This is a genomic window from bacterium, from assembly GCA_019912885.1.
Taxonomy (GTDB): domain Bacteria; phylum Lernaellota; class Lernaellaia; order JACKCT01; family JACKCT01; genus JAIOHV01.
Map to the genome: position 1 here is coordinate 98476 of JAIOHV010000006.1, position 23663 is coordinate 122138.

The following is a 23663-nucleotide window of genomic DNA, read 5'->3' on the forward strand; positions in this document are numbered from 1 at the left end:
CCGGACGCGGCGGCGGGTTTTGACAATGGAATCCACGCGGACATGAACGACTTCACGCATCTGCATCTCCACACGCACTTTTCCTTCCTGGATGCGATGAACCGCATCCCCGACCTCATGGAGGCCGTCAAGGCGCACGGGCAGCGGGCCGTGGCCGTTACCGAGCACGGCAACCTTTGCAGCGCGCTGCAGTTTTACAAGACGGCAAAAAAACACGGCGTCAAACCGATCCTCGGCTGCGAAATCTACGTCACGCCGGGCTCGCGCCGCGATCGCACGGGCGGCCAGAAGCACAACCACCATCTCGTGCTGCTCGCTGAAAACGAGATCGGTTTCAAAAACCTCATCCGCCTTGTGAACGGTGCGCATCTGGAGGGTTTCTACTACCGGCCGCGCGTCGATCACGAGTTGCTCGAGCGTTATAACGAAGGCCTCATCGTCTCGTCGGCGTGCCTCTCGGGCGAGGTGGCGAGCGCCATCCTCGATCATCGCATCGACGAAGCGGAGAAGATCGCCGACTGGTACGCGAGCGTTTTCAAGGGGCGCTACTACCTGGAGATTCAGGAAAACGGTATCGAGGACCAGAAGCTCGTCAACGAGGCGATCGTCAAGATGGCCTCGCGCATGAATCTGCCGCTTGTCGCCACGAACGATTGCCACTATCTGACGCAAGCCGACGCGGTGCCGCACGACATCCTTCTTTGCGTCGACACCAAAAAGACCGTCCACGAGCAAAAACGCAAACGCTACGGATCGGACGCATTTTACCTGCGAAGCACGCGCGAGATGGCCGACCTGTTTTACGACCGGCCGCAAGCGATCAAGAGCACCTCGGAGATCGCGGAGCGCTGCAACCTCGAAATCGAGTTCGGTAAGTTTCTCTTTCCGGGCTTCGACGTCGCACGCGGCGAGACTCTCGAAAGCACGCTCGCGCAGATGTCTCGCGGCGGACTCGAGCGGCGCCTGTCGATCGCGGGTCCCGCACCGGAGATGGCGCCGCGCCTATACGAAGATCGGCTCGCGGAGGAAATCGAACTCATCAGCGGGCGAGGCTTCGCGGGCTACCTGCTCATCGTGCAGGACTTCATGAACTGGGCCCGGCGCGAGGGAATCCCCGTGGGGCCGGGACGCGGCAGCGCGGCGGGCAGCCTTGTGTGCTACGCGCTCGGCATCACGGACATCGATCCGCTGCGTTACGGCTTGTTGTTCGAGCGCTTCATGAACCCCGAGCGCCGGGACAACCCGGACATCGATTGCGATTTCTGCGGTGAGAAACGCGACCGCGTCATCGAATACGTCACCGGCAAATACGGCGTCGATAACGTCAGCCAGATCGGCTCGTACGCGACGATGAAGGCCAAGGCCGTCGTGCGCGATATCGGCCGCGCGCTCGGCTTCCCGCTCGCGGACGTGGACCGCGTGGCCAAGATGATCCCCGGCGATCTCGACGTCGATCTTACCAACGCGCTCGAACGCAATCCCGACCTGCGCGACTACCTCGAGAACAACGCCTGGGCGCGCGAGCTTTGGGACGTGGCGCGCTCGCTCGAGGGGCTCTCGCGCCACATCGGCAAGCACGCGGCGGGCGTCGTCATCGCGCCGGAGCCGCTGTTCGATCTGGTGCCGCTCACGCGCGACAAGGACGGCCGAATCATCACGCAGTGGGACAAGCGGGGCGTGGAGGAAATCGGGCTTATCAAGTTCGACTTTCTGGGCCTGATCACGCTGACGATCATCGACAAGGCCGTGAAGCTGATCGAGGCGACGCACGGCGTGAAAATCGACCCGGAAACGATTCCGATCGACGACACCAGGACCTTTGAATTGCTTGGCACGGGTCAGACGACGGGCGTCTTTCAGCTTTTTTCGCCGCCGATGCGCGACCTGTTGCGCCGGCTCAAGCCCAAGTCGATCCACGGGATCATGGCTCTCATCGCACTCTACCGGCCGGGGCCGATGGGTCTCATCCCCGAGTACATCGACTGCGCCAACGGCCGCAAGGAACCGCACTACGCGCTGCCGATCCTGGAGCCGATCCTGAAGGAGACTTACGGCATCATGGTCTATCAGGAGCAGGTGATGCAGGTCGCCACGGCCGTGGGCGGGTTGTCGCTCGGCGAGTCCGACCTGATGCGTCGCGCGATGAGCAAGAAAAGCGCGAAGGACATGGAGACGTTTCGCGGGAAATTCCTGGAAGGCGCCAGGGCGCGGAACATTTCCGGCGAAACGGCAAAACAAATTTGGGATCATCTGGAAAAATTCGCGGACTACGGTTTCAACAAGAGCCACTCCGCGGCGTACGCCGTCGTCGCGTACCAGACCGCGTACCTCAAGGCCAACTATCCGATCGAGTTTTTCGCGGCGCTCATGACGGTGGATTCGTCGTCCACCGACAAGCTGCTGCCCGATGTCGCCGAGGCGCGCGAGATGGACTTCGAGATCCTGCCGCCCGATATCAATCGTTCGAAACGCGATTTCTACGTCGAGAACGGCAATATCCGGTTCGGCCTCGCGGCGATCAAGGGTGTCGGCGTCGCGACGGTGGACGCGATCATCGCGGCGCGTGAGCGCGTGGGCGGCTTCCGCGGCCTTTTGCACATGCTCGAGGAAACCGAGCACCAGCACATCAACAAGGGCGCGGTCCAAAGCCTGATCCGCGCGGGCTGTTTCGATTCACTGCTGCCGGACCGCGCGCGCCTGTTCGCCGGCGTTGACGTGGCGTTCGATCGCGTCAACCGCATCCTGCGCGAAAAACAGACCGGGCAGGCGACGTTGTTCGGTCCATCGACGAGCCCCTCCGAGGCCGCCGGCGACCGCGTGCTGCCGGAGGTTGCCGCGTGGACAGACAAGGAGCGCCTGGAGAACGAAAAGGAAGCATTGGGTTTTTTCCTTACTGGACACCCGCTTCAGCAGTATGCCAAGATGATTAGGAAGTACGCGTCGCATACCTGCGCGGATTTGCGAGAGATTACGGGCCGGCAGGACGCGACCATGGGCATCGTCGCGTCGATCCGAAAGGTGCACGACACCGCTCGTGGCCGCATGGCGGTCCTGGACATTGAAGATTTGACCGGTTCGATGGAAGCGGTCGTTTACGCCGAGCCGTTCGCTCGGCACGAGGCGTTGATACGGGGGAACGATCCGATCCTCGTGAAGGGGCGGGCGGACTCCACGGAAAAGGGGCCCAAGCTGTATATCGACGAGGCATGGCCGCTCGCCGAGGCGGATCGTTTGCGGGGCGCGGAGATGCACATCCGCCTTCCGGAAAACGGCATGACCGAAGGTTCCGCGTCGATTCTGCGGAACATTTTGTCCGCGGCCGAGCGCGGCAAATGCCGGCCGCTCGTCCACTGCCGGGTGCCCGGCGTCGGCATCGCGGTCATGCGGCTTCCGTCCCAATTCCACGTCTCGCCGACGGATGAAATCGTTCACCGGCTCCAGGATCTTCTGGGAAGCGACGCGGTGGACTTTTCGTAATCTGCTGATGAATTGCGGATAAAGGAGGCATTGAAATCATGAGACCTCGAATCAACGTCCAGGACCAGTTTCTCAACCAGGCCCGCCGGGAGCGCATCAAGATCACCATGGAGCTGACCGACGGCCAGAAAATCCATGGCACGATCAAGAGCTTCGACAACTATTGCGTTGTGCTCGACGGCGACAAATTCCACCTCATTTACAAGCACGCGATCACCAACGTGAACGTCCCGGCCGGAAGCAAGATGGCGCAGATCTTCGGCGAAGGCGCAAGCCAGAGCTCGTACGATCGCGGCGACCGCCCGGATCCACGGTCCGATCGCGCGCCGAAGGGGCCCTCCCATAGCGAGTGATCGCAAAGTCGAATCGAGCGGCCCCGCCGATGGCCGCGTCAAAAGCGCCCTGCTCGTCGGTTCGCGGCGGCAGGGCGTTCCCGCGTTCGTCGCCGACGAGCATCTCGACGAATTGGCCGAACTCGTGCGTTCGGCGGGCGGCGAGGTGGCCGACCGCGTCATGTGCGAGCTGCGCCGCGTTGTGCCCGCGACCTTCATCGGGCGCGGCAAGGTCGAGCAGATCGCCGCGGACGCCGAGGCGGCCGGGGCGGACTTCGTGGTCTTTGACGACGAGCTTTCCCCGTCCCAGCAACGCAATCTCGAGGAAAAGCTCGGCCGCATGGTCATGGACCGCACGGGGCTGATCCTCGATATCTTCGCCATGCGCGCGCGCACGACCGAGGGCAAGTTGCAGGTGGAGCTGGCGCAGCTTGAATATCTGCTGCCGCGATTGCGCGGCATGTGGACGCATCTGTCGCGCCAGGGCGCGGGCATCGGAACGCGCGGCCCTGGCGAAACCGAGCTCGAAACCGACCGCCGCCGCATCCTCGCGCACATCGCGCACGCCAAGCAGCGCCTCGAGAAGGTTCGCCGCACGCGCGATCTGCATCGCAAGTCGCGCCGGCGCGTGCCGTACGATTCGGCGAGCCTTGTCGGTTACACGAACGCGGGCAAGACGACGCTGTTCAACGCGCTGACGGGCGCCGAGGCGTTTGCCGCGGGCGCGCTGTTCGCCACGCTCGACCCGACGGTGCGCGAGTTGCACATCGACGAGGGCCCTCGCGTGCTGCTCTCGGATACGGTCGGTTTCATCCGCAAGCTCCCGCATCAGCTCGTCGAGGCCTTTCACGCGACGCTCGAGGAGGTGACGACCGCGGATTTTCTCATCCACGTCATCGACGCGTCCCACCCGTTCGCGGACGATCACATCGAGGCCGTCAACGGCGTGCTTCGCGAGCTCGACGCGGGGGACAAGGACGTCATCCACGTGCTCAACAAGATCGATCTCATCGGCGGTGCGTCTCTGACGCGCTTGACACGCACGCTTTCGTCCGCGGTGATGGTGTCGGCGCGAACGGGCGAGGGCCTCGATGCGCTTCGCCATCAGATCGCCCGCCGCGCACGGAGAAACCGCAGCCTGGTGACCTTCGACCTCCCGATTTCGGAAAAGGGCCTGCTTGGGGAGGTGCATCGCGCGGGCGCCGTCGTCAACGAGACCTACGGCGAAGGGCGGGTGCGCATCGAGGCGTGGGTGCCGGCGCATCTGGCCGGCCGGCTCGCGGAGTACCGCCGATGAAAATGACCGCCGCCGCCGCCGGAATATTCACGGCCATCGCCTTCATTTGCGCGACGGCGTTCGCGGGCGGCATCGCGATCCATCCGGGGCTGGGGCGAGCGAAAATCGAGCACCGGAACCTGCCCGCCGCGCGCGCCGAGGCCCTACGCCTCGCGATGCGCAACGCGCTCGATGTCGCGATCGCAGGCTCGGTGCCCGGCATCGAATACGAGAAAAAACGAAGGCTCGTCGAGAAGAGCCTGTTGCGCCGGCCCGCGCCCTATATCGTTTCGTATGAGACGATCAAGGACGAGCACGACGACGAATTTTACGAAATCGGCATCGAGGCGCGATTCGACGTGGATCGCCTGCGCCGCGTGGTGGGCGAGCTTGGCGCCCCGGCCACGGCGGATTCCGGCGAGCGGCGCGCGCTGGTTGCGATCGAGGCGGAAAAAAACAAGGAGCGGGAGCGCTTTTCGTTTCTCGAAAACGAGCTTGCCGAGCGCCTGGCGCTCGCGGGGTTCGACATCGCATCGGGCGAGATCGGCAAGGATTTTCTCGCCGACGAAACCCTCCGAACGGCGCTGCGCGGCGATTTCGACGCCGCCGCCGAAAAGCGGGACGTTCTTGGCGTGCGTTTCCTTCTGATCGGTTCGGGCGATTTTCGCCACCCGACGGATAATTGTCCGCGTGACGTGACGCTGTTTTTCGTCGATCTGCGCGCGCGCGAGGTGCTGCACAAGCTGGCCTATCGCCTGAAGCCCGAAGCGCCGTGCGACGAAGCCGCGCGCGAGGCCGCGGCGGAGATATTCGAGGGCCTGGCCCCGGTCATCGGCAAGAAAAACCTGCTTGCGCCGCTATCGGCCGGCACGACCACCGTGGTCTTCACCGGCGTGCGCGATTTCGCGGATATCGTTCGCCTGCGCGAAGGAATCCGGTCGATCGCGATCGTCAAGGACGCGCGCATGTCCGCCGTGGCCACGGGCGGCGTCGTGCGTTTCGTGATCGACCACGAAGGGGCGTCCGCGGAGCTCGAACGCGCCTTCAAGGACGTGAAATTCGCGGGGCTTTCGCTGAAAAAGCGGGAGACCGAGGACGGTCGATTGACATTTCGCGTGAATTACTGAAATGGACCCCTGATGCGACGATTCCTTCCGCTGATTTTCCTTTCGATCTTCGCGGCCGGCTGCGCGATGCCGTTTTCAGCGCCGCCTCGGCCGGCCTATGGCAAGCTGTTGCTCGACGTGGAGCCCGCGTCCGCCAGGGTGTGGCTTGACGGCGATTACATGGGCCGCGTCGAGCGTTTCGCCGGCCGCGGCCTCATGCTGGCGCCCGGCGCGCACGTGTTGCGTCTTGAGCATGACGATTTCGCGAGCGAAAAGCGCGAGGTCTTCGCGGCGACGGAACCGACCCTCGTCACGATCCGCATGCTGCCGCGCCCGGTCGCGCCCGAGCCGGCCGAAAAATGACCGGCATTCCTTCGCGTTCCGCGCTCGGTTTTCTCGCGGAGATTTGGGCGAACCGCTGGATTAAGCTTGTCGTCTTTCTTTTGGCTCTCGGCGCCGCCGGCTGGGTCGTTCATCTGCTATGGCCGATCGTCAAGCTGTTCGTCATTGCCGTCGTGCTCGCCTATCTCTTTGACCCGATGGCCGACAAGCTGCAGCGCGGAAAAATCTCGCGCACGATGTCGACGATCTATATCGCGCTCATCGTGGTTTTGAGCCTTGTCGCGGTGCTCGCGTGGATCGTGCCGTACATGATCTCAAGCGTGCAGCAGTTCGCGATGAACGTTCCGCGATACGTCGAGGACATTCAGCTCTGGGCGCAGCCTGTGTTGCAGCGGTTCATGTCCGGGCCGATTCCGCAGAGCCTTGACGAGTGGCGCGAGCGCCTCACGGGTCACGAAGCGCTGATCGGCAACGTCCTTCGCGAGGCGCCCGGGCAGATCGCGGCATGGATCGGCGGCGCGTTCACCGGCGTCGCGGGCTTCATCACCGCGATCCTCAGCGTCATCGTCGTGCCCGTCGCGTGGTTTTACCTGCTGCGAGATTTCGATCACCTGAAAATCGGCGCGGTCGGGCTTGTGCCGGAGCACCGGCGAGGGCCCGTCCTTGATATCGCCGGCGAGATCGACACCGTCATCTCGAATTTCATGCGCGGGCAGTTCCTCGTGTGCCTGTTTCTGGCCTTCGTTTACGCGGTCGGCTTGCAGTTTGTCGCGGGTATACCGCTTGGTTTTGTCATCGGCCTTTTCGCGGGGCTGATCAGCTTCGTTCCCTATCTCGGGATGATCCTCGGCATCGGGCCGGCGCTCCTCCTCGCTTTCCTGGAATACAAGGACGTCCTGCACCCCGCACTCGTCGTCGCCGTGTTTTCGTTCGGCCAGTTCATGGAGGCCAACGTCGTCACCCCGCGCATCATGGGCGAGAAGCTCGGCTTGCACCCGGTCACGGTGATCTTCGCCATCCTGATCTGGGGCAATCTGCTCGGCATCACCGGAATGATCATCGCCGTCCCGGTCACCGCGGTCATGAGCGTTTTCTGGCGCCGCGGTTTCAGGCGTTATCAGGACAGCCGGTTCTATCGCTTCGGAGCCGCGAAACCCGAGACGTGATGCGGGCATTTGTACGAAGAACCGGGTATCTCCTTTTCGTGTTCGCCGCCGCCGCGGGCACGTTCGCCTGGCTTCAACACCGCGAGCGGGTTTTCGCCTGGGGCTACGACCTTGTGCACCGCTACCGCGAGAACATCGACGGCGTGCTTGCCGTCGCCGACGCGGGGTATTGGATGCCGCTCGCGCCGGGCGTCGAGCGTCGGGTCGTCCGCGTCACCCGGGGAGATCGCTATCCGCTGAGTATTTACGCGGTGCGTTTTCATCCGAAAAAAATCCGCTTTGGCGTCGTCGCGCCGGACAAGGCGCGCATCGACGACGCGCCGATCGAGGAGCTGGTCGAGTCGGCCCGCGCCGTCGCGATGATCAACGGCCCGTTCTTCGCCAAGGATCGCAAGGCCGTGGGGCTGGTGATCGCGGCGGGCAAAACGATCTCCGGATTCGCCCCCGCGAGCGACGACGAAGGCGTTTTTTTCGTGCGCGGCGGCGTCCCCCACCTCGCGCATCGCGACAACTTTCGCGAGCACGGCGTGACCGAGGCGGTGCAGTCCGGGCCGTGGCTCGTTCGCAACGGCGCGCCGCAAATGGATTTCCGCAACGCGGACCGCGTCACGCGGCGATCCGCCGTCGGCCGCGACGGGGCGGGGCATATCCTTTTCGTCGCGACCGACACCGTGATTTCCGGCATCACGCTTGGCGACCTCTCGCACCTGCTGGCCCTTCCGATCGGGCAGGGTGGCTTCGGGTGCGTCGACGCGCTCAACCTGGACGGCGGAACGAGCACGCAGCTTGTGCTCCGCACGCGGGACGACAATCACCTGGTCCGCGGATTCGTCAACGTGCCGGTGTATCTCGCGGCATTCGACGCCGGCGCCCGCTAAGCCCGACAATCGACAATTCGATCGGGAATTCGTTTACACCCGGCCTTCGATTGTGCTATTTCCGAACGCGCCGAAAGGCGGCGGCGCGCACGTGGAACACCTCGAAATTCTGAAAAACGTGTTCATTTTTTCGGGGTTCGACCTCGACGAGCTGGCCCGCATCCAGGCGCTAGCGGTGGAAGAGAGTTTCGCGAAGGGCGCGGCGATCTTTTGGGAGGGAGATCCGCCGACGCACGTCGTCGTCGTCATCAAGGGCAAGGTCAAGCTCTTCAAGCAATCGCGCTCGGGCAAGGACACGATCCTGCGCATCGTCGACGCCGGCGAGACGCTCGGTGACGTGGCGGTGTTTGACGGCCGGCCGTATTCCAGCTCCGCCAAGGCGATGACCGCCGCGACCATCCTGAAGATCCCGCGCGCGGAATACCTCGACATGGTGAAGCGCCGGACCGATGTCACCTACGAGATCATCCTCGAGTTCGCGCGTCAGATTCGCGAGGCGCAGGAGGTCATCCAGAACCTCGCGGTGGAGCGCGTGGAGCGTCGCATCGTGCACCTGCTTCTCAAGCTGGGCGACCGCGCTGGCCGCGCCGACGGCGCCAACCGCGTGCGGATTCCGTTCGCGCTGACAAGGCAGGACATCTCCGAGATGGTCGGCAGCACCGTGGAGACAACCATCCGCATCCTCTCGCGCATGACCAAGGACGGCCTCATCGAAACGAAAGGCCGATCGATCATCCTGAACGACATCAACGCGCTCCGGTCGTTACCGGACGACGCGCTCTAGGAGACGGCGTGGCCGAGATCTTCGATTTGCCCGCGATGATAAAAAAGTCGATCAACCGCGAGCGCATTTCGTTCGCCCTTTATCGCGGATGGGAGGGCCGATTCGCCGACGACGCGGCCAATCGCATGGCGCGCATGCTGGCGCGCGAGGAAGAAGGGCACGTGAAGATGCTCGAGATGACGCTGGCCGACGGCAAGCTCGAACGCCTGGGGAAGCGCGCCGTCAAACCGCGCACCGGGCCGGTGCCGCGCGTGCCGGAGGTCGATGAGTTGACGGAAAATTCCACCGCGCGCGAGGTCGTGGCGTACGCGATCGGCCACGAGGATCGCGCGATTCGCTACTACGCCCGCTATCTCGATGTCTTTCGCGACACGCCGCTCCAGGAGTTCTTCCGGCGCATGGTGCGCGAGGAAGAAACGCACAAGGACCGGCTGGAGAACGTCTTTCTCAAGGAATTCGGCGGCCGCAGGGCTTGATCGCCCTCAGACCCCCGCCGGTTTCGCGCCCGGAAATTCGATCCGAAACTCGACCCCGCCGCTTTCCGCGACTTGCGTCGATATTGTCGCGCCGCCTCGCGTCAGAAGTTGGTACGCGATCGCCAGCGACAAATCCAGACGCACCATGTCGCCGCTGTTCTTCCGGGCTACCTCGAGGCGCGGATCGAACAGATGCGGCAACTCGTCGGACGTCGCCGCCGCGTCGGGATTCACCGCGCTCAGCCGCACGCGCTTGTCGTCGGCCTCGGCGCTGACCGAAAGGCGCGATCGCCGGTCCGCCGAATCCTTCATTTTGGAGAGATAAAGCAGCAGCGCGCAAACGGACGCGCGCAGATCGTCGGGGGAGAACCGGACAAACAGGCCGGCCGGGATCGACGTGACGACATTCCGGACGCCTTGGCCGCCAAGGGCGTTGACGCACCCGGCGACGAACGGCGCCAGTTCGATCTCGCCGACGTTCCTTGGCGCTTCAGACTGAGCCAGGCGCGAAAATCCCTTGACGAGGTCGCCGATCCGGCGGACGCCTTCCATGATGTCGTCCACCATGCCGGCGACGTCGTGGATGAGCCGGTCGATGTCTTTGTGTTCCGTGGGGGGCACGAGCGCATCCGCGACGCCGCCCGCGTCTGGCACCGGCAGGGCGCGAAGGTATTCCGCGGCGCTCTTGGCGGCGAGCCACAAGCCTCCGATCTTCGAGCTGTAGTCGCGGATGGCGCTGATGTTGCCCATCACGACAAGCAGCGGGTTGTTGATTTCGTGCGCGACATACCCGGCCAGCCGGCTCGCCACGCCGGCCTTTTCCGCGCGGACAAGCCGATCCTGCGTACGCACCAGCTCATCGACCTTCTCGGAGAGCTCCTCGTACAGGCGCGCGTTGTCGAAGGCGAGCGCGATCTGATTGGCGAAAACGGTCCCGCGTTGCAGTTCGGACGCGAGAAAATCCGGTTGGCTCGCGCGGCGCACGACAACGAGCGATCCGATCCGTTGATCGCGGCTGACAAGGGGGTAGGCGAGCCCGAACCGATTTCGCCGAAATCCAGGTCGGCGACGCCGGTCGTCGTCACGCGCAGCGGCGCGGACGAGTCGGCGGCCAGGTGGTTGAGCGCGGCGAGAGCGGCGCCGGAGATTTCCGGGACCTCGCTTCCGAAATGAATGGTTCGCGGCACGGCGTCCGCGTCGCCCGGCACAAGCCAGGCCACATCGGCCTTCAGAACCGAAACCGCGAGCCGGATGACGATCGAGACCAGTTCGCCGGTGTCGAGCGTATCGAGAATGGCGCGGCTGGCCTCGTACAGCGCGACGACGCCTTGCAGATGGCTTTTTTCCATCGCGCGTTCGAGCAGCGTTTTCAGCTCGTCCAGGTTGAACGGCTTCTGGATGTAGTCGTAAGCGCCGCGTTTCATGCACGCGACGGCCGTTTCGACCGTGGCGAATCCCGTCGCGACGATGATCTCGAGATCGGGGTCGATCTTGCGCAACGCCTCCACGGTAGCGACGCCGTCCATCCCGTGCATCTTCAGATCGGTGATGGCCAGGTCGAACTTCCGGCGCTTGACGGCCTCGACGGCGGCATAGCCGCTCTCCGCGGTTTCGACCTCGAAGTTTTCCTGCGTCAACTCGAAGGCGAGCAGGTCGCGGATTCCGGGTTCGTCGTCAATGACAAGAACGCTGGCTGTCGTATTCATGCGGTCGCTCGCTTTTCGGGGGATGTCGCCAGGGCGTCGGCGACAAGTTTGCGGAGATCGCCAAGGACGAACGGCTTGGTGAGGTAGATGATGTCGGAAATCCCGGCCGGCGCCTGCGCCCGTTGTTCCGGGCACAATCCGCCGCTGACGATGATGATTTTCTGATCGGTGCGCATCTCGAGAACGTTCTTCAACGTCTCGCGTCCATCCATGCGCGGCATCTGCATGTCGAGGACGACAAGGTCAAACGGCTGCCGTCGAAGCGCTTCGAGAGCCGCAAGCCCGTCGTGCACCGCGACGATCTCGTACCCCAACGGCGAAAGGACGATACGATACAGCTCCCGGATACCGGCTTCGTCGTCCGCGATCAGGATGCGCCTTGCCGTCATGCGGCGCTCCCCTGGATGGCGGGTGCCGGTGCGCCCGGCAAGGAAATTCGGAATGTCGTGCCCCGTCCGATCTCGGTATCGAGGTCGATACGCCCGCCGTGTTGCTGCACGATTTCGTAAACGAGGGAAAGGCCAAGGCCGGTGCCCTTGCCGACTTCCTTGGTCGTGAAAAAGGGATCGAAGACGTGACGCACGACGTCGGACTCGATACCCGTCCCGGTGTCGGAAACCTCGACGACTACCGCGCCGGAATCGTCCGCGAGCGTCCGCAAGATCAGAATCCCGCCGTTCGGCATGGCGTCAAACGCGTTGGTTCCGAGGTTGACGAGAATCTGCTCGAACTGCGTCCGGTTGGCGTCGACGTGTGGCAGGTCGGCGCCAAATTCCCGGTTTATCGCCACGTGCTGCGATTTGGCGCGGGTTTCCAGAAGGATCAGCGACCGCTCGATGATCTCGTTCACGTCGATGCGATCGCGCGTCTTTTTCGCCGTGCGCGAAAACGTGACGAGTTCCTGGACGAGATTCCGGCATCGCTCGGCTTCCCGCAGGATGGAGTCCACGGGCATGCGAAGCGGGTCGCTCGCCGCGATGCGGCGATCGAGAACCTGGGCGAAGCCGAAAATGACGGCCAGGGGATTGTTGATCTCATGGGCGACGCCCCCCGCGAGCTGACCGATCGCCGCGAGCTTGTCGGCCTGGACGAGCTGGGCGCGGGAGTCGGCGAGCCGGCGAACCATCGAATTGAAGGATTCCGCAAGAAGGGCGATCTCGCTTGCGCCGTTGACCGGAACCTCGACATCCGTGCGCCCGCCCGCGACCGCGTCCGCCGCCCGCGACAGTTCCACGATCGGCCGCGTCACCTTGCGGATATTCCTTAACGTCGCCACAAAAACGAAGATCGCCGTGATAAAGGCGACACCGACGATCGTCGCGGCGGAATACCACGCGCCGATCTCCATGAAGACCGACGGAATCGCGAAGGCGATCTTCGCGCCCGTTTCCGGATGTTCGGAATCGAGATTGTCGATCATGGCGAAGCCCGAAAATCCGGATTCGCCGCGCTCCCAGGCCCCGTGGGACTCCAGATAGCCGCCATAATCCGGGATGCGGATCGTCAGGCGGTGAAAGATTCGTTCCGGAGAGCCGAGGCCGCGCGCAAGAAATTCCGCCGGAAAGCCGGGTTCGACGCGCTCGCCCGCGATGTTTTTCGCGCTTGTCGCGACGAGGCGTCCGCCATCGTAGATCGCGATTTCGGTGTTGGTGATCCGCGACATGTCATCGGCGAAGGCGTCGCCGACGATAAGCCCGATCACGATGATCGATCCCTGATCGCTTCGGGCCGACGCACCGAGGAACAGCGAATCGCCGCAATGAAAAAAGCCGCGGTCATACAAACGCAGTTCGCGGCGCAACTGAGACGGGTTTTCGCAATCGGGTTGATTGGTCAGCGCCGGCTGGTTTGCCGCCGGCAGAATCACCCAAATGTTGTCGGGCGACAGAAAAAAGGCCTTGCGTCGAATGCTGTCGAGCGCTCCCTCAAGGTCGCCGGTCTCGACGGCGCTCACGAAATCCGGGTCCATCGCCATCGCATAGGAATGTTCGTGAAACTCCTCGATCTCCTCGTGCACGACCGCGTCAAGCGAATTTTTCGACGCCGTGAACCACTCGCTTGTCCCGATCTTGGCCCCGTTGAGGATGATGCCGACGGTCGCCGTGGCGACAACGCTCGTGCCCAAAACGATAAGGACGCCGAGGGTGATGAGGAGCCGCCAGCGGATGGACATGCGCCCGGCCGGTTTTTTTTCGGGCGTCGAAAGCCTTGATTTGCCGATCATGATCGTCCCCACACCCGATAATTGTGTCCGCCCCGAGCGCGCCCTCGCGCTTGCCGATCGCCAAGACGCCTGGACGGCTCGGCTCGTTCGGTGGCGTCTATTTGTTACGGATAACGCGCCGGCAGGAACCGTCGCACTACTTCTGTATTATCGGTCACTTCGAAATATTCTTTAATTACGACGCGTAGGGGTAGGGAACGCGCAGGCGCAAATGGCAGGGGGGCGCCAAAACGGGCGTCGCGACGCGGGGAGCATGGATATTTGGGGGGAAGCCGCCGAGTGGAATCGAACCACCGACCACCTCCTTACCAAGGATCGAGATGCGTAGAAAATATGTCGTTAAATCAATGACTAATGTGACTGCATAATCGCGTTGACAATAGGTTTGCAGGATGGGAGGACCGAGAGGGCGGCTTTGAGGTCGGCGTCGGTGATGCGGGCGTAGCGCTGCTCCACCGTGGAGGCGAAGGCCAGGTCCTTCCCCCAGCCGAGAACGACGCGGCGGTATTGGTCATCGACGCCCGCGCGAAGCAGCTCCATGTGGAAGGAAGCGCGCAGATCGTGGAGGCGAAAGGGGATGCCGGCTTTTTTCGAGGCGCGCTGGATCGCCTTCCGGATCGAATCGACGGGCACCGGCCTGATTTTCTTGCCGGCCTTGTAGGTGATGACGCGGCCGGACGCCTTGCGCGGGCCGAAAACCTCAAGGAGTCCCTCGCGGATGGGAATGCGGCCGACCGCCTTGCGGGAGGCCGCCTGCGTCGCGGTCGGGTAGATCATCCCGTCGTCCGTGATCTGGCTCCAGTCAAGGGCGAGGACGTGGCTGTGCCGAAGCCCGGTGAAGCGGGCGATGAGCATCGCGCGCTTCACGTGGTCGGCGCGGCCGCGGCAAAGTTTGACGAGCTGCTCGTCGGTGATCTCCCGGTGAACGGGCGACGCCTCGGGCAGGCGGTCCACGTATTTGCAGGGGTTGTGCGGAGGGCGGACGCGCCCGCTTTTGACGCCGTAGGTGAACACCGCGGACAGGACCGTGATCTCCCGGTTCACCGTTGCCGGCGCGATTTTCTTCCCGTGTTTTGTCTTTTCGTCCTTGCGCGCGCGCCGGTATTTTTCGATGTCGTCGTAATCGATGTCCGCGACGACCCGGCGCCCCCACCGCTCCTCGAAGCGATCGAGGATCCAGCTCTCGGCCTTTTCAAAACTCGCCTTGGATTCGGCCGCGTGCTTCCGGTACGCCTCGACAAGCGTCGCGAAGGTGATCGCCCGCCCGTGGCCGGCAAGCCGCTCGGCGAGTTCACCTTGCAATTTGTGCTCGACGTCTTTTGCCTGCCGCATCGAGCCGTAAACGACCTTGTGCCTTCGGACGAGCCGCCCGTCGATGACGCGGGAGACGTCGACGATGTAGCCCTTCAGGCCGGTGCGGGGATGGGCGTGGGGACGGATGGGCATGGTAGCTATGGCAAGGAGCCAAGCTCATCAAGTTTAACATAATCGAATAAGTATCGAAAATTGAGTCGTTCGAGTTTGCCGATAGCCTCGGTATACTTCTTTTTAAATTCATCAGCGCTTGACGCTCCGATTGCAAGAAGCAGCTTCTTAAAAAAAGCGTAACTCGCGGCGCGGCGCAATAAAATTGGCGACTGTTTTAAATAAATGAGCGTCATTGGGTACCACAATCGACCTTCGTTCATGGCCGATCGCGCAAATAGAAAAAATTCTGCCTCCATGAAATCATCAAATGAAAGTAATCGTGCCAAGCGGCCGCTTATGTATCGATAATTTATCGTATCTGCAGCTACGGAGACCTGACGCTTTCCAGTCAATCTTGAATTGCGAAGGTCGTCGAGCGAACGAAGGTAAGATCGAAATTCCGTAAAATGCTTATACGGGTCGGGGCGTCTATCGTCGGAAAAAATTTGACGAGATAGCAAGCGATTTAATTCTTCCCATCGCTCGAATCGAATTAAAGCCGCAATGAATGCAACAAACATTTCCCACGCAGCAAACCGGAATCCGTCGAAGTCGGTGTCTGAGAATCTTCCTCCTGGAAAACTCTTTGGCAGATCGCACAATGGCAGAATGTAACCAAATCCCTCATATATCGCGTCATTGACTTGCGGAATTCCGAACTCGACGGCTTCGATGATCGCTTCGATAAAAGACGCCACGATTTCCTCGGCTGATTCGATTTGCGCAACAATCGCATCATCCTCATATTCGTATTTCGAAAAGTCGGGGCGCGTCTTTTCGAGCGCGCCAGCAACTCCTTTCATATAATTCGTGTATTTTGCGGCGATTGCTGCGTGGTTTTGAGAGCCCAACAGTTTCATTGTTGAATCGCGCAATTCGGCGACGGACGGCTGTCCCTCAAGCGTCCCGGCAAGTGCATCCAAGCGATCAGCCGCGTCCAAAAACGAACGCAGAAAGTCGGCGGCTCCGATACCCGTGACACAATCAGAATTGGTGCGAGTGAGATATTCGTCGACGCTCGGAATTGGGGCATTTGGGTCGATCCAGCAGAGCGGAAAGTGATTCGTCTTGCGTCTCTCTATGATCGACTGAAGTCCCTTATCAAGGCCCGCGTAGCCAAGGACGATTACGCCGTGCTCGCTAAAGCGTCGTCGCAACTCCGCCGTCATTTTTTTGGGGAGGGCCGCGAGTTCTGCCGGTGTTACCCTGAGCAAATCACCCCGATCGAGTGATCCGTGCGGTTTGTATATACGAACGCGATAACAGTGCTCCAGCGGCTCGCACCCTTCGACGTCCGCGTCCGAAACGATGACTTGCGGTTTCAGATTCTTTGCGTGCAACGCGTTCTCGATGCAGCAATCGAAATTGGTCGTAACAATCGCTCGTAAAATGCCGCGTCGCGCGAGTTCGGCAATCAATTGATGGGCTTCGCCTGCCGGTTTGCCGCCGATGTAGTCGTCGAGAAAACTTCGGCGTTGTGCATCCGTCGAATAAATCTCCGACGTCAATTCGGAAAAAGATTTTTCGGCATATTCGCTCCCCAAAAACCACGCCTCAAGCATATCGGGATCCGGCCGGCCGGTTCGGCCCTTTAGGACGTACAGTTTGGCGGCAATTTCCATCATCAGATCCCACGCGGTGTGAATACCGGCGTCTTTGGATACGCCGGCGCCAACGACGAGAATCCACTGCTTTTTGCCCGGGCGAGCATTAGCGGCGAGGCGGATAATGCTGCGGTCCATTATATTCCCGACTAACCGATTAAGGGCATGCCGTTGATGCCCCAGTTCCCCATCGGGTAACGCTGAATTGAATTTGCAAGATTAATTTGGGCGTGCGGCACATTTTGTACGGTTGGAAGCCAAGTGCGCGCAGCGTCAACTATATCGCCGCAAAATATATCTATCCTTAATTGAAGTACAGGGGCACTGGATGCGTGAATAATATTATTGTGTATCGCATCCGGCGGTTCGACAAAAACAATCCTGTGCCGGCTTTTCCGGTGATTTGTCAGGCCCTGGTGGAGCAGCGAGCAGCGAAAATAATAACAGTCGAAGCCGGTAAGAAAAATTTCTCCTCCCCACCCTGCGTATTTAGACGCGACATATCGGTCAAACCAGTCTTGATATTTCATTCCGGTTGCCTGTCCGTCTACGGATTCAATCGCGCCGCAAATATCAGGAACAGAGAGTGCTGTAAATAGTGCAGCGAAATATGCGTCTTGAGCAATTGCATAATTAATCGCGTTTAAAAGTTCGTTCATATTCTTACTGCTCCGTTGTTATAAGCACAATCCGCAACACCTCCGCCGCCCCAGCCGGCGGTATCCGGTACGCCTCCACCGCCTTTCCCGCGCGGGCGACGGTGACTTTGGACTCCCCCAGGTAGGCGCGGCCGAGGGCGAGGTATTCGGCGTTGGTCAGGGCGAGGTCCGAGCGGTCGGACTGCTTGGGCCCCATCCGCCATTTCACCCGGCCGTTGTCGACGACGGTGATGACGAGGTCGTCGCGGAAGTGGAGCAGGCGGCGGGCCAGGGCCTCATGGCTTGCCTCGGGAAAGGCTTTTTTGAGTTCGAAGAGGTCGGCGCCGGCGCGGACCAGGCGCTGGAATTTCGGGCGCGGGATGAGAAGGGCCGCCGCGCCGCGGTCAAAGAGCTTTTCGTCCTCGTGCGTGACGGTGAAGCCCCGCAGGCGGACCAGGTGCTCCAGGATCTCGTGCGCGATGACAAACTGCCGGCGCTCGCGGCTGGATTTCGCGTTGACGTGGATCTCCGTCCCCTTGCCGGTGTCGACGAGCGCCCCGCCGAACTGCCGGTTGTTGTCGCGGCGAAATCGGACGACAAGGCCCAGGCGGTCGGCGAGCTTGTTCGGGTTCTCTGTCCCGTGCTCGCGGACCAGGTTGTTGGCGATCTCCTCGACGACGCGGGCCGTCACGCGCGGCATGTTTTCCCCTCCCGTACTTTCCTTCATTTCGCATCTCGACTTGAGTCGGTGCCCTGTCTCACGCGGAGACGCGGAGGCCGGGGCGAGACCCTTCGCTTCGTTCAGGGTGACAGCCCCCTCCGTGTCCTTGGTGTTCTCCGTGGTGAATGCGCCGCTGCGTCTTCGCGGTGAGCCTCAGGCTTCACAGGTTTTTCCCCATCCGGTACGTCGCCAGAAAGGAATCCAGCAGAAACGGCGTGATCTTCTTGGCCTGAAAAAGCAGGTTGCGAAGAAACGCGACCTCGTCGGCCTGAAGATGCCGCCTGCGCTCGGCGATGTAGGCCTCGACCTCCGGGTAGCGGGACTGCTCGCGCGCGGGCGGGGCTTTCGCGGCCCCGGCCGATTTTTGCAGATGCCCCAGTTCCTTGCCGATGACCTGCTTCGCGCGGCCTTCCTCCAGGGCCTCGTATTCGTAAACCAGCTCCCAATAATCCGGGTCTTCTTTTATCGCCTCGGCCATCTTGCGCACCAGCTCAAGCGACGGCCCGGGCGCGTCTTCGCGTTCGGCGCGGGAGATCGTCCCGTAATGAACGTCCATGGCTTTTGCCATTTCGGTCTGCGTAAGGCCGAGCCTCTCCCTTGCGTAAACGGCAAATTGCGCGAGCGTTTTTGGCCGGGATTCCGGTGACATGGAAGACATTTCCTACCACGGGGGGCGGGCGCGGGAAACCTTTTTTGAGAAAGAATCAAAAAACTTCTTGACAGGCAAAGCAATGCTGTGCTTAGATCGGCCCATGCCCGAAACCAACCCCTTCGATTTTGAAAATCTGGCGCGGCTGCGCGAGGAGCGCGAGATGTCCATGGAGGACGTGCTCCACGGCCTGTCCCACGCGGGCTGCCGCATCTCCCGCCCCACGTACGCCGATATCGAATCCGGCAAGACCGTGCCGCGCCTGGACGTGGTCGACGCCCTTGTCCGCGTGTTCGACGTTCCGCGCGATTTTTTTTGGCCCGAGACAGAGCAGAGCGGTGATGTGTCGCATGACGGAAGCGACGACCATGCGAGGAGCGCCTGATGGCCGCCCGCCGTCCCGTCGCGATCCCCAAGCGGGGCTACACGGTCGAGCAGGCCGCGCACTACCTCGGCGTCGGCAAGTCCGAGGTCTACGGAGCGATCGAGCGCGGGGAGCTGCGCCACCGGCGGACGGCAAAGGAATTCGACCCCGAACGCTTCACGCGGGGCCGGCGCGGGAAGGGGCGGATCCTCATCGACGTGCGCGACCTGGACGCCTTTTTTGAACGATTTCCCGTCTACGGCGGCGAGGCCAAAAGCTCGCGCGCGGTGGGCCAATGAAAATTTCATTCCGCAGGAGTAACCCGTGACGCACGACAGGAAAATCAGAAAAACGCTCTCGGATTCTTACGCGGGCGCATTTCCCCACGAGGACCGGCGCGCGTTCTACCAGACGCTGCAGGACGCCATCCACACGCACCCCGCGCTTTCCATGGCGCAGATCGCCGACCGGGCGGGCAAGGGCGTTTCCACGCTCTACAATGAGCTGAACCCGGACGTGGAAAACGCGAAGCTCGGCGTGGACACCTGGCGCGCGATCCTCCGCGCGACGGGCGATCTTTCCACGCTTGGCATCGTCGCCGCGGAAAACGGCTGCGCGCTCCTTGACCTGCGCGGGATCGACGCCGGCCCCGAGGAGCTTGTCGAGCACCTGTCCGCCTCCGTCCGCGAGTTCGGGGAGGTCATCGAGACCTACGGCCGCGCCGTCTCCGCGCGGGGCAAGGGCGGCGTCGGAATCACCCCCGAGGAGGCCAAGGCGTTCGACACGGAGGCCCTTCAGGCGATCGCCGCCATCGAGACCTTTCGCCGCGCCATGCTCGCGCGCGCGGGCGTCTTGCACATCGCCGATGCGAAAGGCGCGAAGGACAAGGACGGCGCCCGTGGCTGAGCGCGTCACGATCAACCGGGAGGCGCGCCTGCGCGCGGCGAACGCGGGCGATCCGGCGACAAACAGCGCGCCGCGCTCCGACCTGTGGGAGATCGCCCGCAACCTGTTCTGGGCGGCGCTCGCCGTTTTCCTGCTCGTTCTGGCGCTTAACTGGAACGCGCTGACCGAATTCGGGCGCTTCCTGTTCGCGGTCGCCTTCCTGCTCGCGGAATCTTCCCTCGGCCTGCTTCTTGTCGAAACGCGAAAGCCCGCGCGGGCAAGCGCAGAGCGGCGCGCGCCGGACGGGGAGGCCGCATGAACGGCCCCGTCTGCCAGTTTCCGTATTCGATGATGCTCGTCGTGTCGGCGGCGATCGCCTGGCCGATCGCGATCTATTTCCTTCTCGACAAGGCTTTCACGTGGCGGGAGCGACGCCGGGAACGGCGGGTCTTACCGCCCTTCGACTTCGCTCAGGGCAGGCGCCGGCGCGAAGGAACGCGAAGGAAATTTCACCACGGTGAGCACCGAGGACACGGAGGAACGTGGTGATCCTCTTTTCTCTTTCCTCGTTTCTATTTTCTCGCGACGCGAAGCGGCATTTCCGCCGCACCCAACCTCGAAAGGCCTAACCCATGCCCGATCCCGTTTTGAATCCCCAAGTCCTGACCGAGTTTTTCAAGACCGTGGGCGATATCCGCACCGCGCTTTCCGACGGCAAGCTCTCCAATGCCGAGATGGGCCAGGTGATCGACGGCGTCGCGGGCGTCATCGACGCCATCGGCGACAACGTCACCGACCGGAAGACCAAGGCGGGCCTTCTGGGAGCGGCGCAGATGCTGACCGGCGTCGGCGGCTTCGTCGTGGATCCGGGCAAGGGCGCGGACGACCTGATGATGGGCGCGGCCGGCCTTCTCGAAAACCTCGCCGTGATCGTCCGCCAATGACGCGGCCCACTCCCCTCCTCAATCCGCCGACGAAAGCCTCGTGGTGGGTGTGCGCGGTCATCGCCGGCGCGGGCCTTTTGGGCGCCGTCTCCGGCGTGATGAAGGCCGACGTCAAGACGGTCGCGGCCGGGGCGTTCGTCCTCGCGGTGTCGTCCATCTGGATGCTCGTCGCCACGCGCGCGAAGGGCGTGTGATGAGAACGAATTTTTCACCACGGAGAGTACGGAGAACACGGAGGCGTGTGGCGATCCTCTTTTCTCTTTCCTGTTTTCTATTTTCTCGCGACGCGGAGCGTCGTTGATGAGCCATTTCGCCTGCATCAACGACCACCCCAACCGCGCCGGCGCAAGCTCGTGCGAGGTCTGCGGCAGGCCCGTCGCGTACATGGACGGTCTCTCCGGGAGCGAATGGGCGATGCGCGAGGCGATCGAAGACGAGAGGGCGGATCAGGACGAGGACACTAACGAAAGGGAAACCGGAGACGACGAATGAAAAACCAATCTCCTTCGCGTCCTTCGCGCCCTTTGCGCCCCTTCGGCTGCACTCAGGGCATGCTTTGCGGTAAAAAATCATGACCGACTCCATCTTCCGCGAGACCGCGAAAGCCGAAGGCGAGGGGATCAGCTTTCCCGACGAACTGCAGCGCGCCTTCGAGGGCAACGCCGCGGCCTCGCCGCCCGCGCGCCCCGCCCCCGTGGACGGGAAGGACACGCTCACCTATTCGGCGCTTTCGACCTTCCGGAACTGCCGGAAGAAATTCGAGCTGCGCTACGAGCGACACCTCGCGCCGCTGGCCCGCGACCGCGCCCTGGTTCTCGGCGACGCGGTTCACGCCGCGCTCGAGGCCTGGCACCGCGACCGCGACATCGGATACGCCCTGGATGCGATCGACGAAAAGCATCCGGATTGCCACGCCGACCCGAAAGAAAAATCCCGCTGGCATCTCGCGCGCGCGATCATCCGCAATTACGCGCGGCGATATCCGGCCGAGGAATTTACCGTCGGCGAGCTTGAGAAGGTCTTCGTCGCGGAGATCGTCAACCCGGCCACGGGGGCGAAGTCCCGGACCTTCAAGATGCGCGGAAAGATCGACGGGATCGTGAAGCTTGCCGACGGCTGGTACATCCTGGAGCACAAGACCGCCGCGACGATCGACGGCGGCTACATCGAAAAGCTCTGGACCGATTTCCAGATCGCGCTTTACGCGCACTACGCGACCGAGGCGCTTGGCGTGCCCATCGCCGGGATCCTCTACAACGTCATCGCCAAGACGCGGATCGAGCAGCGCGCCGGCGAAACGGAGGAGGAATACCAGGCGCGGTACCACGATCTCGCGGCGAAAAACAAATCGGGCAAATCCACGGCGACGCGCAAGACGCCCGAGAGCGACGAGGAGTTCGAGGCGCGCCTTGACGAGTGGTACGCGAAGCCCGAGGCCTTCCATCGAGAGAAGCTCTACCTCTCGCCGGACCGCATTCGCCTTCTCACCGCGGAGATCTGGGAGCTGACGCAGCAGATCCTCCACGCGCGCCGCGCGGGCGCGTTCTACCAGAACACCGCCTTCTGCTTTCTCTACAACAAGCCGTGCCCGTTCTGGGCGATCTGTTCCTCGAACGAAAACCCCATCGTCATCGAAAACCAGTTCGAAATCCGCCCGCCGCACGAGGAGCTCGGCGCGGGCGACGACAAGGAGACAAACGGATGAGCCTTTTACCAACGCAAAAGACGCCGCGAAAAACCGATCTTTCCGACACGACGATCATGATCTACGGCCCGCCGAAGATCGGCAAATCCACGCTCGCCTCCGAGTTTCCCAAGGCGCTGTTCCTGGCGACCGAAGAAGGGCTCGCGCACGTCGAGGTCTTCCAGACGCAGATCGACTCCTGGGCGAGGTTCAAGGCCGCGTGCGCCGAGCTGGCCGAGGGGAAGCACGACTTCCGCACCGTCGTCATCGACACGATCGACAATCTCTACCGCATGTGCGCGGACGCGGTCTGCGCGGAGAACAAGGTCAAACACGTCGGCGACATCCCCGGCTTCGGCAAGGGTTACGCGCTCGTGAACAACGAGTTTCATCGCGTCCTCACGGCGCTTTCCCGGCTGCCGTACGGCCTCATCCTCGTTTCGCACTCCAAGCAGACGGACGTGGAGACGCCGACCGGCTCGCACACGAAGACGGTCTCGACGCTGCCGGAATCCGCGCGCCGCGTTGCGATGGGACTCGTCGATATGATCCTTTACTGCACGCAGATCGCCGTCGAGATCGACGGCGAGAAACAGGAGCGCCGCGCGATCCTCACCAAGCCCGCGCGCGGGCACGAGGCGGGCGACCGGACCGGCAAGCTCCCCCCGGTCATCCCGATGAACTTCAAGGATTTCAAGGCGGCCTTCGATGTGGCCGTCGGATCTCCGAATGCGGGGGGCGGGGCCAACGCTCCCTTGAAGGACGGCGCCGTGCCTGCGTCCGCCGCCCGTCAAGGCGCCCCGGCGAAAGCCTCGTCCCCCGCGAACTCCGATCCCAAAGCCGCGAACAAGCCCGAAGCCAAAACCGAAACGCCGAACCCCGCAGAGGGCGGGGCCGCGGCCAGCGCCTGACAACAACGACAACAAGGAAAGGCAAAACA

Annotated in this window: 27 protein-coding genes; 18 read left to right on the plus strand and 9 right to left on the minus strand. The window is 62.5% G+C overall.

Going from position 1 to position 23663, the window contains the following annotated elements:
- The first annotated feature begins 42 nt into the window (after positions 1–42).
- The 9 genes from dnaE (at position 43) to K8I61_00745 (ending at position 9837) form a co-directional block, all read left to right on the plus strand.
- On the plus strand, positions 43–3477 hold the full coding sequence (dnaE, locus tag K8I61_00705) for a DNA polymerase III subunit alpha (protein ID MBZ0270526.1): 3435 nt from the start codon (positions 43–45) through the stop codon (positions 3475–3477).
- Positions 3478–3515: 38 nt separating this feature from the next.
- Positions 3516–3830 (plus strand): RNA chaperone Hfq, encoded by a 315-nt coding sequence (gene hfq, locus K8I61_00710; protein ID MBZ0270527.1) that lies wholly within the window; start codon positions 3516–3518, stop codon positions 3828–3830.
- 49 nt (positions 3831–3879) lie between these two features.
- Positions 3880–5106, plus strand: coding sequence for a GTPase HflX (gene hflX, locus K8I61_00715; protein ID MBZ0270528.1), 1227 nt, complete (start codon positions 3880–3882; stop codon positions 5104–5106).
- Positions 5103–6212: a hypothetical protein gene (locus K8I61_00720; GenBank protein MBZ0270529.1), complete on the plus strand. Its 1110-nt coding sequence runs from the start codon at positions 5103–5105 to the stop codon at positions 6210–6212. The genes hflX and K8I61_00720 overlap by 4 nt, the downstream gene beginning before the upstream one ends.
- A 12-nt stretch (positions 6213–6224) precedes the next feature.
- Positions 6225–6554 (plus strand): hypothetical protein, encoded by a 330-nt coding sequence (locus tag K8I61_00725; GenBank protein MBZ0270530.1) that lies wholly within the window; start codon positions 6225–6227, stop codon positions 6552–6554.
- Positions 6551–7699: an AI-2E family transporter gene (locus tag K8I61_00730; protein MBZ0270531.1), complete on the plus strand. Its 1149-nt coding sequence runs from the start codon at positions 6551–6553 to the stop codon at positions 7697–7699. The genes K8I61_00725 and K8I61_00730 overlap by 4 nt, the downstream gene beginning before the upstream one ends.
- Positions 7699–8577, plus strand: coding sequence for a phosphodiester glycosidase family protein (locus tag K8I61_00735; protein ID MBZ0270532.1), 879 nt, complete (start codon positions 7699–7701; stop codon positions 8575–8577). Before K8I61_00730 ends, K8I61_00735 begins: the two co-directional genes overlap by 1 nt.
- A gap of 91 nt (positions 8578–8668) precedes the next feature.
- On the plus strand, positions 8669–9361 hold the full coding sequence (locus K8I61_00740; protein MBZ0270533.1) for a Crp/Fnr family transcriptional regulator: 693 nt from the start codon (positions 8669–8671) through the stop codon (positions 9359–9361).
- A gap of 8 nt (positions 9362–9369) precedes the next feature.
- A complete protein-coding gene (locus tag K8I61_00745) occupies positions 9370–9837 on the plus strand; it encodes a hypothetical protein (protein ID MBZ0270534.1) in 468 nt (155 codons plus the stop codon).
- A 6-nt stretch (positions 9838–9843) separates the two neighbouring features.
- Here the strand turns inward: K8I61_00745 and K8I61_00750 are convergent, their stop codons facing one another.
- The 9 genes from K8I61_00750 to K8I61_00790 form a co-directional block, all read right to left on the minus strand.
- A complete protein-coding gene (locus K8I61_00750) occupies positions 9844–10647 on the minus strand; it encodes a hypothetical protein (GenBank protein ID MBZ0270535.1) in 804 nt (267 codons plus the stop codon).
- Positions 10587–11543, minus strand: a complete 957-nt coding sequence (locus K8I61_00755) for a response regulator (protein ID MBZ0270536.1) — start codon at positions 11541–11543, stop codon at positions 10587–10589. The genes K8I61_00750 and K8I61_00755 overlap by 61 nt, the downstream gene beginning before the upstream one ends.
- Positions 11540–11932, minus strand: a complete 393-nt coding sequence (locus K8I61_00760; GenBank protein MBZ0270537.1) for a response regulator — start codon at positions 11930–11932, stop codon at positions 11540–11542. The genes K8I61_00755 and K8I61_00760 overlap by 4 nt, the downstream gene beginning before the upstream one ends.
- Positions 11929–13767, minus strand: coding sequence for a HAMP domain-containing protein (locus tag K8I61_00765; GenBank protein ID MBZ0270538.1), 1839 nt, complete (start codon positions 13765–13767; stop codon positions 11929–11931). The genes K8I61_00760 and K8I61_00765 overlap by 4 nt, the downstream gene beginning before the upstream one ends.
- A 351-nt stretch (positions 13768–14118) precedes the next feature.
- Positions 14119–15213, minus strand: a complete 1095-nt coding sequence (locus tag K8I61_00770) for a tyrosine-type recombinase/integrase (protein MBZ0270539.1) — start codon at positions 15211–15213, stop codon at positions 14119–14121.
- A 5-nt stretch (positions 15214–15218) separates the two neighbouring features.
- Positions 15219–16976 carry an SIR2 family protein gene (locus tag K8I61_00775; protein ID MBZ0270540.1) on the minus strand — a complete coding sequence of 586 codons (1758 nt, stop codon included), beginning with the start codon at positions 16974–16976 and terminating at the stop codon, positions 15219–15221.
- A gap of 11 nt (positions 16977–16987) precedes the next feature.
- Entirely contained in the window at positions 16988–17497 is a 510-nt protein-coding gene (locus K8I61_00780; GenBank protein ID MBZ0270541.1) for a hypothetical protein, read from the minus strand.
- 4 nt (positions 17498–17501) lie between these two features.
- On the minus strand, positions 17502–18176 hold the full coding sequence (locus tag K8I61_00785) for an ImmA/IrrE family metallo-endopeptidase (GenBank protein ID MBZ0270542.1): 675 nt from the start codon (positions 18174–18176) through the stop codon (positions 17502–17504).
- Positions 18177–18357: 181 nt separating this feature from the next.
- Positions 18358–18765 carry a helix-turn-helix domain-containing protein gene (locus K8I61_00790; GenBank protein MBZ0270543.1) on the minus strand — a complete coding sequence of 136 codons (408 nt, stop codon included), beginning with the start codon at positions 18763–18765 and terminating at the stop codon, positions 18358–18360.
- Between the two features lie 79 nt (positions 18766–18844).
- Between K8I61_00790 and K8I61_00795 the strand changes: the two genes are divergently transcribed.
- The 9 genes from K8I61_00795 to K8I61_00835 all read left to right on the plus strand — a co-directional run bounded on the left by K8I61_00795 (position 18845) and on the right by K8I61_00835 (position 23634).
- Positions 18845–19231, plus strand: a complete 387-nt coding sequence (locus K8I61_00795) for a helix-turn-helix transcriptional regulator (GenBank protein MBZ0270544.1) — start codon at positions 18845–18847, stop codon at positions 19229–19231.
- Positions 19231–19509, plus strand: coding sequence for a helix-turn-helix domain-containing protein (locus K8I61_00800; GenBank protein ID MBZ0270545.1), 279 nt, complete (start codon positions 19231–19233; stop codon positions 19507–19509). Before K8I61_00795 ends, K8I61_00800 begins: the two co-directional genes overlap by 1 nt.
- Positions 19510–19534: 25 nt before the next feature.
- Positions 19535–20116 (plus strand): phage regulatory CII family protein, encoded by a 582-nt coding sequence (locus tag K8I61_00805; GenBank protein MBZ0270546.1) that lies wholly within the window; start codon positions 19535–19537, stop codon positions 20114–20116.
- Positions 20109–20414, plus strand: a complete 306-nt coding sequence (locus tag K8I61_00810) for a hypothetical protein (GenBank protein MBZ0270547.1) — start codon at positions 20109–20111, stop codon at positions 20412–20414. The genes K8I61_00805 and K8I61_00810 overlap by 8 nt, the downstream gene beginning before the upstream one ends.
- A gap of 313 nt (positions 20415–20727) precedes the next feature.
- Positions 20728–21039 (plus strand): hypothetical protein, encoded by a 312-nt coding sequence (locus tag K8I61_00815; GenBank protein ID MBZ0270548.1) that lies wholly within the window; start codon positions 20728–20730, stop codon positions 21037–21039.
- A complete protein-coding gene (locus K8I61_00820) occupies positions 21036–21233 on the plus strand; it encodes a hypothetical protein (protein MBZ0270549.1) in 198 nt (65 codons plus the stop codon). Before K8I61_00815 ends, K8I61_00820 begins: the two co-directional genes overlap by 4 nt.
- A 106-nt stretch (positions 21234–21339) precedes the next feature.
- Positions 21340–21531, plus strand: coding sequence for a hypothetical protein (locus K8I61_00825; protein MBZ0270550.1), 192 nt, complete (start codon positions 21340–21342; stop codon positions 21529–21531).
- Positions 21532–21610: 79 nt separating this feature from the next.
- Complete coding sequence (locus K8I61_00830; protein ID MBZ0270551.1) at positions 21611–22744, plus strand: PD-(D/E)XK nuclease family protein; 1134 nt, start codon at positions 21611–21613, stop codon at positions 22742–22744.
- Positions 22741–23634 (plus strand): AAA family ATPase, encoded by an 894-nt coding sequence (locus tag K8I61_00835; protein ID MBZ0270552.1) that lies wholly within the window; start codon positions 22741–22743, stop codon positions 23632–23634. Before K8I61_00830 ends, K8I61_00835 begins: the two co-directional genes overlap by 4 nt.
- The last annotated feature ends 29 nt before the right edge of the window (positions 23635–23663 follow it).